The 13,174-nt window shown below is 59.1% G+C and carries 9 protein-coding genes; 6 read left to right on the forward strand and 3 right to left on the reverse strand.

Annotation, left to right across the window (positions count from 1 at the left end; translation table 11 throughout):
- Window positions 1-4 precede the first annotated feature (4 nt).
- From HM1_RS07510 to HM1_RS07540, 6 genes are all read left to right on the forward strand, one after another.
- Window positions 5-1,309, forward strand: coding sequence for a DUF445 domain-containing protein (locus HM1_RS07510; RefSeq protein ID WP_012282743.1), 1,305 nt, complete (start codon window positions 5-7; stop codon window positions 1,307-1,309).
- A 99-nt stretch (window positions 1,310-1,408) separates the two neighbouring features.
- Window positions 1,409-3,205 (forward strand): MASE3 domain-containing protein, encoded by a 1,797-nt coding sequence (locus HM1_RS07515; RefSeq protein ID WP_012282744.1) that lies wholly within the window; start codon window positions 1,409-1,411, stop codon window positions 3,203-3,205.
- A gap of 489 nt (window positions 3,206-3,694) precedes the next feature.
- Window positions 3,695-5,146, forward strand: coding sequence for an IS200/IS605 family accessory protein TnpB-related protein (locus tag HM1_RS07525; RefSeq protein WP_041313553.1), 1,452 nt, complete (start codon window positions 3,695-3,697; stop codon window positions 5,144-5,146).
- Window positions 5,147-5,419: 273 nt separating this feature from the next.
- Window positions 5,420-7,021: a peptide chain release factor 3 gene (locus HM1_RS07530; protein ID WP_012282746.1), complete on the forward strand. Its 1,602-nt coding sequence runs from the start codon at window positions 5,420-5,422 to the stop codon at window positions 7,019-7,021.
- Entirely contained in the window at window positions 7,018-7,680 is a 663-nt protein-coding gene (locus tag HM1_RS07535) for a TVP38/TMEM64 family protein (protein ID WP_041313556.1), read from the forward strand. The genes HM1_RS07530 and HM1_RS07535 overlap by 4 nt, the downstream gene beginning before the upstream one ends.
- Before the next feature lie 170 nt (window positions 7,681-7,850).
- Entirely contained in the window at window positions 7,851-8,354 is a 504-nt protein-coding gene (locus tag HM1_RS07540) for an ATP-binding protein (protein ID WP_012282748.1), read from the forward strand.
- 172 nt (window positions 8,355-8,526) lie between these two features.
- On the opposite strand, the gene HM1_RS07545 is transcribed toward HM1_RS07540, so the two are convergent.
- From HM1_RS07545 to HM1_RS07555, 3 genes are all read right to left on the reverse strand, one after another.
- On the reverse strand, window positions 8,527-10,326 hold the full coding sequence (locus tag HM1_RS07545) for a carbon starvation CstA family protein (RefSeq protein ID WP_012282749.1): 1,800 nt from the start codon (window positions 10,324-10,326) through the stop codon (window positions 8,527-8,529).
- 151 nt (window positions 10,327-10,477) lie between these two features.
- The gene (locus HM1_RS14610; RefSeq protein WP_012282750.1) at window positions 10,478-11,428 is read right to left on the reverse strand and encodes a LytR/AlgR family response regulator transcription factor; all 951 of its coding nucleotides are present in this window, start codon (window positions 11,426-11,428) and stop codon (window positions 10,478-10,480) included.
- A gap of 21 nt (window positions 11,429-11,449) precedes the next feature.
- Complete coding sequence (locus HM1_RS07555; RefSeq protein WP_012282751.1) at window positions 11,450-13,165, reverse strand: sensor histidine kinase; 1,716 nt, start codon at window positions 13,163-13,165, stop codon at window positions 11,450-11,452.
- Window positions 13,166-13,174 lie beyond the last annotated feature (9 nt).

Genomic DNA, 13,174 nt, shown 5'->3' on the forward strand with positions numbered 1-13,174 from the left:
TGGCATGAAGTGGAAGAAAGCAGACATCGTACTGGCCGGGGCGGCGCTGGCCTTTTTCCTCTTTACCGCCTTGCGGTGGCTCTATCCGCAGGCGCTCTGGGCGAAGATGGGCTTTTTTACGGCTGAAGCGGCTCTCGTCGGCGGCATCGCCGACTGGTTTGCCATCACAGCCCTCTTTCGTCGGCCCCTCGGTTTTCCCTGGCATACGGAACTGATCCCGCGCAACCGGCAAAAGACCATCGACGCCATCGTCAAGATGGTGGAAGGGGAGCTCCTCGGTGTTGAAATGATCAAGGCCAAACTGGCCCATGTGCGACTGACGGACGGACTTGTCGATTGGCTGGACCGGCGAGAGGGGAAAAGGTACCTGACCGATTTCTTCCGTCACATCAGCCAGGAGGCTTTGGGCCACCTGCAACCGAAGACGCTGGCCCGCTATGTGGAGCGACCGTTGAAGGAACGGCTCCGGCGGATCTCCCTGGCGGACCAGTTGGCCCGGTGGGGACGGCAAGCGTTGGAAAAGGGAGAGGAAGAGCGCTGGATCGCCCTCCTGATCGCGGAGATGCATCAGGCGGCGGCCCGGCCGGAGACGCGCGATCGGATCTACCGCTTTCTCCGTGGAGCGGAAAAACGGCAGTCCGAGGGTTGGCTCGGCACCCTGGTGCTGACGACGGCCCTGCTCACGAACAGTTACAACCCATCCCAGGCCGCCGATTCGTTGCACCGGCGACTGCTGGAGAGCTTTACGGAGATGGGCGATCCCGGGCACCCTCTGCGGGTCCGCCTGAAGGAGATCCTGATCGAAAAAACAGCGGGATTGGCCGAACGGCGCGATCTGACCGAGGCGATCGAGTCTTGGAAAGAGCGGATCATTGATGAATTGCCCCTCGAGGATTGGCTGCGCGCCCTGTGGCCTTCCGGGCAGAACCCATCCAGCCTCTTTGGGGCATCAGCCGCGCTGCCGGGAGCGACGCCGCGAGGATTGGCGCTGCAAGGCTCCGTGGAATCTCTTGTCCGGCGCCTGGTGGAGGATCCCTTGTTGCGGGAACGCCTTGAGGAGCGTTTCAAAGAGGCGCTCTATCGGATCATCGAAAAAGAACACCGCTTGATCGGAACTATTGTCCGCAACGTCCTCGACGCCTTCACCGACGATGACCTGAACCGGTTTATTGAGGACAAGGCCGGCAACGATCTCCAGTGGATCCGCATCAACGGGTCCGTGGTGGGCGGTATCGTGGGGTTTCTCCTTTTTCTGTTCCTGCAATACCTGTACCACCCGTTGATCCTTCCCTTGACGCAGGGGCGGTAGCAAAATATAATCATTTTTGGAAGGAAAATGCTTTTATTGGAAAGAAATAGCAAACAACAAATTCTTTGAACGTGTACGAGTGAGACAGGGGGCAGCCGATTGAACGCTGGTTTTGTATTGCCGTTGCATATCATCATCGAAGGCGCCGGCATCGTCGTATCCATGTTCGTCTTTTCGACCATTTGGCATACGCGCGAAAAGGCGTCCTCCTGGTTGGTGTTCGTGGGGAGCTCTTTCTGGGTCGTAGGCATGCTTGACAGCCTTCATATTTTGACCTATCCGGGCATGGTGGCTTCCGCCTTAGCCAACGTTCAATTATGCGTGCTTTTCGAGTGTCTCAGCCGACTGCTCCTGGCGGGGGCGATGCTGACCACTCTGCTCATTTCGCCTGTAAAACGGGTTTCTTTGCGAAAGAGCCTGTTTATCTTTTTATCGGCCGTGGCGCTGTTTCTTGCTATCGTCGCCTCGCTCTTTGCCTATGTGCTTCCCAATCCCCAACTGCTGAACGAACAGGACTTGGCATGGCTGAGAAACGCCGTGATGGCAACCGTCTTTGCCTTCAATCTCCTCGGCGCTTGGCTCTATTGGCAGCGGGGAAAGGAACAGAAAAGCGATCAAGGGAGGTTGATCGCCGGCGGCTTGGCACTCGGCGCGCTGTCCGCAGGCGCTTTCTTTCTGGAGGCTTCTGTTTCCCTATCGTTTTACGTCATCACCCATCTCCTCAAGGTCCTCAGTTACGGCTTTTTTTATCAAGCCATCTTCATCTATCAAGTGAAGATTCCCTTTGAAGAGCTCGCTCGCCGGCGTTCCGCGCATCGGGCGCGCATGGTGGCCTTGATGAATGCCAGCAAAGATGGGATCGCCTTTTACACAAGCAAGCATGGCGAATGGGTCTGCAACGCATCCTTCGGCGAGCTCTTCGGCATTGACGAAGAGGTGCTCCACTTTGACGACACCGATCTGTTTTACCGCGCCATTCAGGACAAGCTTGAGGAGCCGGAAAAGGTGGCTGCCATCCTGCAACAGGATCTGCAGCGAGATGTGGTGGAACGCTTGGGTCCTTGGCGCGTCTCTGTGCTATCCGAACCGGCGCGCAGCGTTGACCTCTATCTCAACCCCGTGGAGGTGAAGCGGGAGGTTCTCGGCTGGTTGCTGATCTTCCGCGATGTGACCAAGGAGACGGAGTTTCACCGCCTGCGGAGCGAGTACTTTTCCGCAGCCACCCATGAGATCCGCACCCCTCTGGCCAGCATCGACGGCTATATCGACATGGCGCTGGAACCGGGCGTCGCGGCGGAGGAACAGCGCCATTATCTCAACCAGGCCAAGGCCAATCTGAGCCGCCTGCACCAATTGGTCAGCAACATCCTCGACCTGGAAAAGCTGCAGGCCAGTCTGCCGGGGCACCGCTTTCAGCTGTTGGCCGTGGAGACGCTGCTCACGCCCATCGCTGATAACTACGCCATCCTCGCCGCCAAAAAGGGACTGCAGTTTCGCTGTGACATCGCGCCGGGGCTGCCGCTACTCTATGGCGATGAGATCCGTCTGGGGCAGGCGCTCAGCAACCTCCTCTCCAATGCGGTCAAGTATACCCTCGCCGGAAGCTGCGGGATCCAGGCGAGCCTTAAAGAGGACAAAATCCGGATCGATGTGTGGGACACGGGGATCGGTTTGTCGGAGCTGGAGATGCGCCATCTCTTCGAGCGGTTCTACCGAGCTGAGAACGAAGTGACCCGCAAGACGACGGGAACGGGCCTGGGACTTTCCATCGTCAAGACGATCATCGAATCTCACGGCGGTGAGATCGCCGTATCGAGCCATTTAGGACGAGGGACGACCTTCACCATCCTGCTTCCTATCGTCGATGTAAGCCAGATCGAGCCGGCGGCGCTGTGACGGACCGCCGGTTTTTTCATGAAAAGCCCTTTCAGCATCGCCGGGCACGCGAAGGTCATGAAAGTTTTATTTTCAGGAGATGCGGACTTTCCCTTTGCGCCGACGGGAGGTATACTATTACAGTGTGGCATTGTGCCTTTCGAGATCATTTTGCGATTCCCTTTTCACTGTGCACGAGCAATGACATTTTGGAGGTTAAACAGCTCTCCTAAAATCGTAACAAAATGGATAAAATCGGAACTTTTTGTTCAGACTATTCGTCTAACTTCGTGAAGAGGATAGCACGGAGGTCTTTATCCATGAATCCATCGGTTTCTATTTCCAAAGCAAGTCTAATGCTCGGCGTTACCCCCCCACTGAACTGAATGAAGAAATGGTAGAAGACTTTGTCTCCATCATTACGAGCTTTAGCGCCCGGATCTATGGCGCACGAGGCGGGCGAAAGATCAAACAAACCCTCGATCAATTGCAAAAAGAGGGTGTGCGGGAATGAAAATCACCGCTCGCGGCGAGATTCTGGCTCTCTCGGATGAAGCAAAAACCGCCGTAGACGATTTGATGCGGATCTTTTCATCGGCCATTCGCTACAGCTTTCAACGGCTGATCGAAGGCTCGATGAGCGTCGGCGACATCGAAAAGGATGTGGCTTTTCGCTACGGCCTGAACATCCGCCAAGCCAAGGACGCCGTGGAAGACGCCCGCCAAACACTTATTTCCCAACGAAAACTTCTCCCCGAGTACGTGAAGAATTATGCTAAAAAAGCCGAAGCCGTCGAGAAAAAACTCAAGCATGTGAAGTCCGAAAAAAAACGCAAGGCCCTTCTTTCCAAGCTCGCCAAGCGTCAGCGAAAACGAGATTATTATCAACAGTTTATCACCGCGAATACGATTCCTCCAGTCGTCTTTGGCGGCAAGAAAACCTTCCATCAGCGTTGTGCCGGAACCATTTCCATCGAAAAGTGGCGGGACAAACGCTCCAATCGCGTCTACGCTCGCGGCGATAAAACCAAGAAGGGCAATCCGAACCTTCGCATCCTCTATCACGACGAGAAACTTTTCTTGGAGATCAGCACCCTCGCCAAAACCCCGTCCGGTCGTTCGGTGAAAGTCACCGTTCCCCTTTACATCGCCCAAAAGAAGTCGAAGAAGACCGGAAGGGTCAACGGGCGCAACTACCGCCAGATGCTGATCGACTACCTCCACACGGGCGACGCCTACCAGGTTGAAATCCTTCGGCGAAAGGGCCGCTACTATGTGCATGTGACCTTTGACGAAGCGGCGGTTCGGGCCTACAAGGTCGAATACAAAGGGCATGCGGGCCTCGTCGGCATCGATACGAACCCGGACGGTTTTGCCCTCACCCATATCGACCGCACCGGAAACTACCGCCATCACACCGCTATCGCCCGGCATGAACTGACCTATGCCCGATCCAATCGACGAGAAAATCTGATTGGCGAGATGGTCAAGGAGGTCATTCAATACGCGAAGGATCGCCAATGCGGCGTGGCCTTTGAGGACTTGAAGTTCGAACACGACCAAGATAGCCAGCGTAAATTCTCGCGCATCCGGCACAACTTCATCTATCGCCAAATGCTCACGATGCTGGAAAGGGCCTGTATTCGAAACGGGATCGAGTATACGAAAGTGAAGCCCGCCTTTACGTCGAAGATCGGCTTGTACAAGTATACCCACCAGTATGGTCTGGACGTTCACCACGGCGCGGCCTTGGTCATTGCCCGAAGGGCCTATGGGATGAAAGAAAAAGTCCCGAGGCTCTTGCGGGAAAAACTCCTTCCGACGAAAAGTCCGTCTACCGAATGGAAACGATGGGCCATGATCCATCAGCGGATCGAAAAAGAAGCGAAAATCATCACGAAAGGAAGTGTAACGCCTGAGTTTTGGCGGTCACACCGGAAAGAGATCCTCGGACTAACCTAGAACTTGTAGCGTAACGTACATAATCGTCTTCGTACACGCGGTGAAAGGCGAAGACGACGGTGTTTCTTTACGGATGGGGTAACACCCCTCATTGCGGCGGACTCGGATGCCCACGGCATTCGAGGCGATAGCAATATCCCGTGATGTACAAGTGATGGCTTGTATCCGAGGGGATCGAATCCTGTGAGATCTCCCGCGCTGGGGTAGTCGCCAGCGTGTCAAAACCAAAGCAAAGTCAATTTGTTACGGTTTTGGAAACCAGGAATGGATCATATGTCCACGACGGCGGCGGAACTGCAAACGGAAGTCCAGCGGCGTCGCACCTTCGCCATCATCTCCCACCCTGACGCGGGGAAGACGACCTTGACGGAGAAGTTGCTCCTCTACGGCGGCGCCATCCGCCTGGCCGGCACGGTCAAGGCCCGCAAGGCGGCGAAGCATGCCGTCTCGGACTGGATGGAGATCGAGAAGCAGCGGGGCATTTCGGTCACGTCGAGTGTCTTGCAGTTTGATTATGACTGTTATCGCGTCAACATCCTCGATACCCCCGGCCACCAGGACTTCAGCGAAGACACCTACCGCACCCTGATGGCCACCGACAGCGCTGTCATGGTCATCGACGCGGCCAAGGGCGTGGAGGATCAGACGAAAAAGCTCTTCTATGTCTGCCGGCAGCGGGGCATCCCCATCTTCACCTTCGTCAACAAGCTGGACCGCCATGGGAAGAGTCCTTTTGCGCTGATGGAAGAGATCGAGAACGTGCTGGCCATCCGCGCCTATCCGATGAACTGGCCCGTCGGCGTCGATGGCAACTACAAAGGCGTCTACAACCGCCGCCTGGCCCAGATCGAGCTCTTTGAGAGCGGCGGCGCCCATGGGCAGTGGGTGATGCCCTCCACCATCGGCAGCGCTGAGGACCCGGCCTTCGCCGAATTGCTCGGGACCGACATTCACAACCAGTTGATCGAGGACATCGAACTGCTCGATATGGCCGGCGACCCCTTCGACATCGAGAAGGTGCGCCAGGGCGAACTGACGCCCATGTTCTTCGGCAGCGCCTTGACCAACTTCGGCGTCCGCCCCTTCCTCGAAGAGTTTTTGCAACTGGCGCCGCCGCCGCTGGCCCGGCGTTCCGTCGACGGCATGGTCGCCCCGGATGATGAGGGCTTTACGGCTTTCGTCTTCAAGATCCAGGCCAATATGAACCCGACCCACCGCGACCGCATCGCCTTTATCCGCATCTGCTCGGGCAAGTTTGTCCGCGGCATGAGCGTCAAACACGTCCCCTCCGGCAAGATCGTCAAGCTGGCCCAGCCGCAGCAGTTCATGGCTCAGGAGCGAATGATCATCGATGAAGCCTATCCCGGTGATGTCATCGGCCTCTTCGACCCCGGCCTCTTCGGCATCGGCGACACCCTCTGCGCGGAAGGCAAGAACTTTCAATTTGAGGACTTTCCCGTCTTCCCGCCGGAGCACTTCGCCCGGGTGCAACCGAAAGACACGATGAAGCGCAAGCAGTTCGTCAAGGGCATGACTCAGTTGACCCAGGAGGGAGCCGTTCAAGTTTTTCGGCAACCGGAGATCGGCGTCGAATCCTTCATCGTCGGCGCCGTCGGCGTGCTGCAGATGGAGGTCCTCGAATACCGGCTCAAACAGGAGTACGGCGTCGACATCCTCGTGCAGCACCTGCCCTTCAGCGTCGCCCGCTGGCTCGAGGGGTACGACCCTGGCAAACCGGTCAAGGGCCTCGACAGCGGCATGGTGATCCGCGACGGCAAGGAGCGGCCGGTGGCCCTCTTCCGCAATGAATGGTCAGTCCGCTGGGCCGTCGAGCAAAACCCGCAGATCAAGTTTCTGACGGTACCGGAGCGATGAATCCCCGCTCGATTGGTCCCAAAGGCGCGGCCCTTCTGACGCTGATCGTCGTGGGCCTCTTGCTGTTTGGCACCGAGCCGGGACGGCGGATCGTCGACCTGGTGACCCTCACTGACCTGGATGAATTGACGGCGCTTCTTCGTTCCTACGGCTGGGCCGCCTGGCTCGCCGGTTTTCTGCTCATGACCGTGCAAACCTTGATCGGCGTCATTCCGGCAGTCTTTTTGCTGGGCGCGCTGGTTATCGTCTTCGGCTGGGGCCCCGGCCTCTTCATCGGCTGGCTCGGCGAGATCGCCGGATCGGCAGTGGCCTTTGCGCTCTTCCGTTACTTCGGGCGCGGCCCTGTCGCCCGCTGGCTGGCGAAAGACCGGACTTTTTCCGAGTGGGACGAATGGACGGCCCGCCATGGGTTCAGCAGCATATTTCTCATCCGTTTGGCCCCTTTTGTCCCTTCGGGCGCCGTCAACCTGGCGGCCGCCGTCAGTTCCGTCGGATTCCTCCCCTTTATCTTGGGAACGGCCCTCGGCAAGATCCCCACGATCCTCTTGGAGACTGTTGTCGGCCACGACATGTGGAATCCGCTGGAAAACGCCAGCCGATTGGCGCTGGCGGTGGTCGCGCTGGGGTTATTGGCGATGATCATCAAACGATTTCGTTAGCGGAGGATGGGCGATGCCCTCCTCCGTCTTCTTCTGTAACAAAGTTTGCTCTTTCGGCCCTTTTAACAACCGACGGTCATTGTGCTTGACTCTGGCAGCAGCTATAATGGAAACAGACGAAAGATTGTGTAAATGACGCTTCGGTCACGGTCTGAGGGGGCGAACCCGGATTGAAATTTTCATTTACAGCCGAATCGACCTTTGCGGCGGTCGATCAGTCGATCAGAGCGGTGATGACAGACATCCGGGAGAAGGGGCCGGCCATCAGCGGCAAACAGGTCTTTGTCGTTGACCTTGCCCTGCGGGAACTGCTCAATAACGCTGTTGAACATGGAAACAAGTTGGATCCTGCCAAACAGGTGCGTTGTTGTCTCTCTCTTGACGAAAAGTCGGTCCGCTTGGATGTTTGGGATGAGGGGACAGGATTCTGTCTGGAGAAAGCTGTCGACGATGACGTGCTGCAAGACCTGATGCGGGAAAGAAACCGCGGTCTGGAGATCATCGGGCTGATGGGTTTTTCCATTACCGTTATCGGCAACCATGTGGTGGCGCAGTTGCTTTGGACCGATTTGGACCGACCACAGCGGGGCGCCCTTCGTCAGGAAGAATGCGATTCCGGTGGAACAAGGCGGGGAGCCTTCCGGGACGATTCGGGGAAGAGGGAGGTTGGGTGATCCTGTTGAACGACTCCGATCTCACCGTCAACCCTGTCAAGGCGATCGTTGACGAGGGCAAGCGCTGAGTGGCCCGGCAAGGGGATTGTGGAGCAACGGGTTGCCTACCTGATGGAAGAACCGGAGGGGGAGACGGCTTTCGCCGCCTCCCCCTCCGGTTTGCCGGGAATGATTACGCAGGTTTCGTCGCTTCCTTCGCCTTCGCCGTTGCCTTCGGATGTTCTTTGATGATGGAGTACCACTTGATCAAGGCGTCGCCCATGACGATGACGGAGAGGCCCATCATGATGGAAGAGAGGATCGTGTTCAGCATGTTGTTTGCCGGCAGGTACTGGTTGACAATGGTCCAGTAGCCGGCGGTCATGACGGAACTGAAGAGGTAGACCATGGGAATCGCTGTGACGAGGCCGTAGAGGACCTTTCCGGTCCGGCGGAGGATCAGGCTGGTGCCGATGGCCAAGGCCAGCGAGGCCAGGAGCTGGTTGGAAACGCCGAAGAGGGGCCAGACGGTGGCGATGTCGCCGCCGTAGAGGAGGTAACCCCAGAGGAAGCAGACCAGGATGGAGGAGCCGACGACGCCCGGTGTCCAGTCGTTGTCCCGCAGTTTCGGGATGACCTGGCCGAAGAAGTCCTGGACGATGTAGCGGGCGACGCGGGTGCCGGCGTCGATAGCCGTGAGGATAAAGACAGCTTCAAAGAGGATGGCGAAGTTGTACCAGTAAGCCATGAGGCCTTTCATGCCTGGGAGGGCGGAGAAGATGTAAGCCATGCCGACAGCCAGGGAGACGGCGCCGCCGGTCCGGCCGGCCAGGTCCATGCCGACCATCTCGGACAGTTCAGGCAGGTGGACGACAGGCATGTTCAGTTTGGCAAAGACGGCCGGGGCGGCGTTGATGGCGAAGTAGTCGCCAGGCATGAGCACACAGGCGGCGATGAGGGCCATCATGGCGACAAAGGTCTCCATCAGCATGCCGCCGAAGCCGACCAGTTGGATATCCCGTTCATTGTCGATCATCTTGGGCGTCGTGCCGGAGCCGACCATGGCGTGGAAGCCGGAGATGGCGCCGCAGGCGATGGTGATCGAGACGAAGGGCCAGACGGGGCCTTTGATGATGGGACCGCCGCCGTTGACAAACTGGGTGATGGCTGGCATGTGCAGCTCGGGGTTGACGAAGATGATCCCCAAGGCGAGGGCGCCGATGGTGCCGATCTTCATGTAGGAGGAGAGGTAGTCCCGAGGGGCCAGGAGGAACCAGACAGGCAGGGCGGCGGCGAAGAAGGCGTAGATGGGCAGAGCCAGTTTGACGCCTGTTTCGGAAAGGGTGAAGAGGTCGCCGATCCAGGTGCCCTTGATGGAGGGACCGAAGGCGACGGCGGCGATGATCAGGGCCATGCCGAGGATGGTCGCTTCGCGGAGCTTGTCCGGGCGGGCCTTGATGATCAGGCCGACGATCATGGCGATGGGGATGGTCATGCCGACGGTGAAGGTGCCCCAGGGGTTACCCTTCAGGGCGTGGACGACGACGAGGGAGAGGCCGGCCATGGTGATGGTGATGGTGAAGAGGATGGCCAGGCCGACGGCGAAACCGGCGATGGGGCCGATCTCTTCTTTGGCGATCTCCGAGAGGGAGCGGCCCTTGTGACGGACGGAGGCGAAGAGGACAACCATGTCGTGGACGGCGCCGCCGAGGACACCGCCGATGAGCAGCCAGAGGACGCCAGGCAGGTAGCCGAACTGGGCCGCCAAGATGGGGCCGACGAGGGGGCCGGCGGCGGCGATGGCGGCGAAGTGGTGGCCGAAGGCGACCCACTTGTTCATGGGCACGAAGTCGGAACCGTTGTTCAGCTCGTGGGCCGGCGTCTGGCGGGCGGGATCGAGGGCCAGCACCTTGGCGGCCACGAAGCCGCCGTAGAAGCGGTAGCCGATCACGAGGATACAGGCTGTGGCGATGATGAGGGTGAGCGCGTTCATGAGACCTTCCTCCTTCTTGAATTGTAGTTGGAATGGGATAAAGTCCGGTTGTCTATCAGTTTAGTGAACGAAATCACGAATGGCTAGAAAAGTTGCATGAAAGGAAAAAAAGCGCGCATCAGATGCACGCTTTTTTGCATGAATGACAGGACTAGAGACCCAGCAGGTCTTTCAGTTGCCGCGCGTAATGTCGGCTGACAGGGACCTCACTCTTGTCGTGGAGGATCAGGTTATAGGCGCCGTTGAACCAGGGGACGATCTCTCGGATCGCCGACAGGTTGACGAGAAAGGCCCGGTGGGTCCGGCAGAAACGGTCCGGGTCGAGGCGATCCTCCAATTCCTGCAAGGTCAGGTTCAATTCCAGCAGTTCGCCGTCGACCTTGATCAGCGCTTTGCGTCCTTCCACGGTGGCGTAGAGGATTTTGGACACATCGACGAGGAGCAGTTTGCCTTCTTTGTTGGCGGCCACGCGGTCAAAGGCGCGGTGACGCTCCTGGCCGTTGCTGCCGGATATGCCGCTGCCATTGCCGGCGCAACTGCTGCCTGCGCCGGGTTCTGTCGGAGGGGCAGCCGGTTCTTCCATCCATGCCGGCGGTTCAGCCAGCGCTTTTCCGCGCAATCCCCCCGGAGCCCCGCCTGTCCATTCGTCAGGCCCGGTCCGGACGGCGGACAGCGGTTCCCGGCTGAGCAGCAGGGCCTTTAACTCTGCCAGGTGCTCATCCAAACCTGTCTGCTGCGCCAGTCGTTCCCGAACGCGCCGCCATGTCGCCTCCAGGCGTTCCGGATCGAAGGGTTTGAGGATGTAATCGAGGGCATGGACATCGAAGGCGCTGAGGGCATAGGCGTCAAAGGCGGTGGCGAAGACGACAAGAGGCAGACGGTTCTGTTCCAGGAGTTGGCGGGCCACCGACAGGCCGTCGAGGTCATGCATCTGGATGTCGAGAAAGAGCACATCGACCGGGAGGTCTGCCAGGATGTCCAGGGCCTCCTCTCCGCCGCCGGCCTCGCCGACGATGCGGCAGTCGGGGTGTTTTTCCAATAAAAAGCGCAGTTCCCGCCGGGAAGGGGCTTCGTCATCGACGAGAAAAGTGCGAATGATCATCACCTATTCCCTCCTGAACGTCTAGCTGGCCATCAACAGGGAGATGTCTTTGTCGGGGATGCGCAAGGCGCAGATGGTGCCCAGGCCGGGCTTTGATTCGATGCGCAGGCCGTAATCGGGACCATAGATGCTGCGCAGGCGCTCATGGACGTTGCGCAGACCGATGCCGCCGGAAACGGCGCAGGGCGACCCGTTCCGTACCAGCAATTGGGCCACCTTTTCCGGCGTCATGCCCACGCCGTCATCCTCGACGGAGATGTCGACATGCCCCTCCGCGCAGCGGTGCGCCCGGATGGTGACGGAGCCGCCGTCGCGCAGCGGGAGCAGGCCATGGCGCAAGGCGTTTTCGACGAGCGGCTGCAGCAGCAGGGGGGGAATAGGGCAACCCAGGGCAGCCGGATCGATATCATGGATCACCTGCAACCGGTCTTCAAAGCGGGCTTTTTCCAGGGCCAGGTAAGACTCGATGTGAGCCAATTCTTCTCGCAGAGAGACAAACTGGGAGGGTTCGCGCAGGTTTTTGCGGAAAAAATCGCCCAGTTGGATCAGGAGGTTGCGCGCCGTCTCCGGGTGGGTGCGCACATAGGAAGCCACCGTGTTGAGGGCGTTGAAGAGAAAGTGCGGATTGATCTGGGCCTGGAGGGCGCGGATCTCCGCCGTCGCGGCCAGGCGGGCTTGGCGCTCCAGTTCAGCGATCTCGAGCTGGGTGGAGAAGAGGTGGGCAAGGCCTTTGGCCAGTTCTTCATCGACGATGCCGACCTGCTTGGTCCGGTAGAGCTTGAGGGTACCTACCGGCTTGTCCTTGCTCAGCAGGGGGACGATGACGGCCGCATGGAGGATGCAGTCCGGATGGGCGCATTGGATTTCATCTTTCGATGAAGCGATGACCGGGCCGCCCGTCTGCAAGGCCTCTTCGGTGGCCCGGGTCAGGATCGGCTGACCGGCCAGGTGGTGGTCGGCGCCAAGGCCGACATGGGCCAGGATCTTCTCCCGGTCAGTCAGGGCGACGGCGTCCAGGTCGGTCATGTCTTTGACGACCTTGGCGACAGCCAGGGCCGACGCTTCGTTGAGGCCGCGACGGAGCAGGGGCAGGGTGATGTTGGCGATGCGCAGCGATTTTTGCGCCTCCAGCGCGCCGGCCTGCTCCTCTTGGGAGCGAATATCCTGGATCAGCATGACCGAGACGGCGATGCCGACGGCATTGACGGTGATCATGGGCAGGGCGATATGGCTCACCAGCAGGACGGCGTCTTCGAAGGGCCGTGCCACCGCCAGGATGATCAGCATCTGGAGCGTCTCCGCCATCAGACCGGTGATGAGAGCGCCGGTGCCGCTCAGGGCTTGCGGGTGATAGCGCCGAATCAAGCCGGCCAGAAGGCCTTCCGTGACTGTCGAGATGGCGCAGGCCAGGGCGGTGAAGCCGCCCATGGCGAAGCGGTGAACGCCGCCGATCAGACCGGCGCCAAAACCGGCCAGCGGTCCGCCCAGCAGACCGGCCAGCACGGGGCCGATGACCCGCGAGTTGGCCAAAGCGCCGTCGATGGGGATGGCGGCATAGGTGCCGATGATGGAGAGACCGCCAAAGATGACGATCAGGCGGTACACATCTTCGCGGCTCGTCGTCCGGTTGGCGAAAAAGCGGCGGATGGCCGGGTGACGGGAAAGCAAAAAGGAGATGGTGATGACGATCGTCATCCGCTGAGCCAGAAAGAGCAGGATGTCATGGTGGATCAACAAGGTGACGCC

The organism is Heliomicrobium modesticaldum Ice1 (assembly GCF_000019165.1).
Taxonomy (GTDB): domain Bacteria; phylum Bacillota; class Desulfitobacteriia; order Heliobacteriales; family Heliobacteriaceae; genus Heliomicrobium; species Heliomicrobium modesticaldum.

What these genes read in the sequence shown, in the direction of transcription:
- HM1_RS07525 (WP_041313553.1), top strand. Translation starts at nt 3,695, where the DNA reads ATGAAAATCACCGCTCGCGGCGAGATTCTGGCTCTCTCGGATGAAGCA.
- HM1_RS07535 (WP_041313556.1), top strand. Translation starts at nt 7,018, where the DNA reads ATGAATCCCCGCTCGATTGGTCCCAAAGGCGCGGCCCTTCTGACGCTG.
- HM1_RS07530 (WP_012282746.1), top strand. Translation starts at nt 5,420, where the DNA reads ATGTCCACGACGGCGGCGGAACTGCAAACGGAAGTCCAGCGGCGTCGC.
- HM1_RS14610 (WP_012282750.1), bottom strand. Translation starts at nt 11,428, where the DNA reads ATGATCATTCGCACTTTTCTCGTCGATGACGAAGCCCCTTCCCGGCGG.
- HM1_RS07545 (WP_012282749.1), bottom strand. Translation starts at nt 10,326, where the DNA reads ATGAACGCGCTCACCCTCATCATCGCCACAGCCTGTATCCTCGTGATC.
- HM1_RS07510 (WP_012282743.1), top strand. Translation starts at nt 5, where the DNA reads ATGAAGTGGAAGAAAGCAGACATCGTACTGGCCGGGGCGGCGCTGGCC.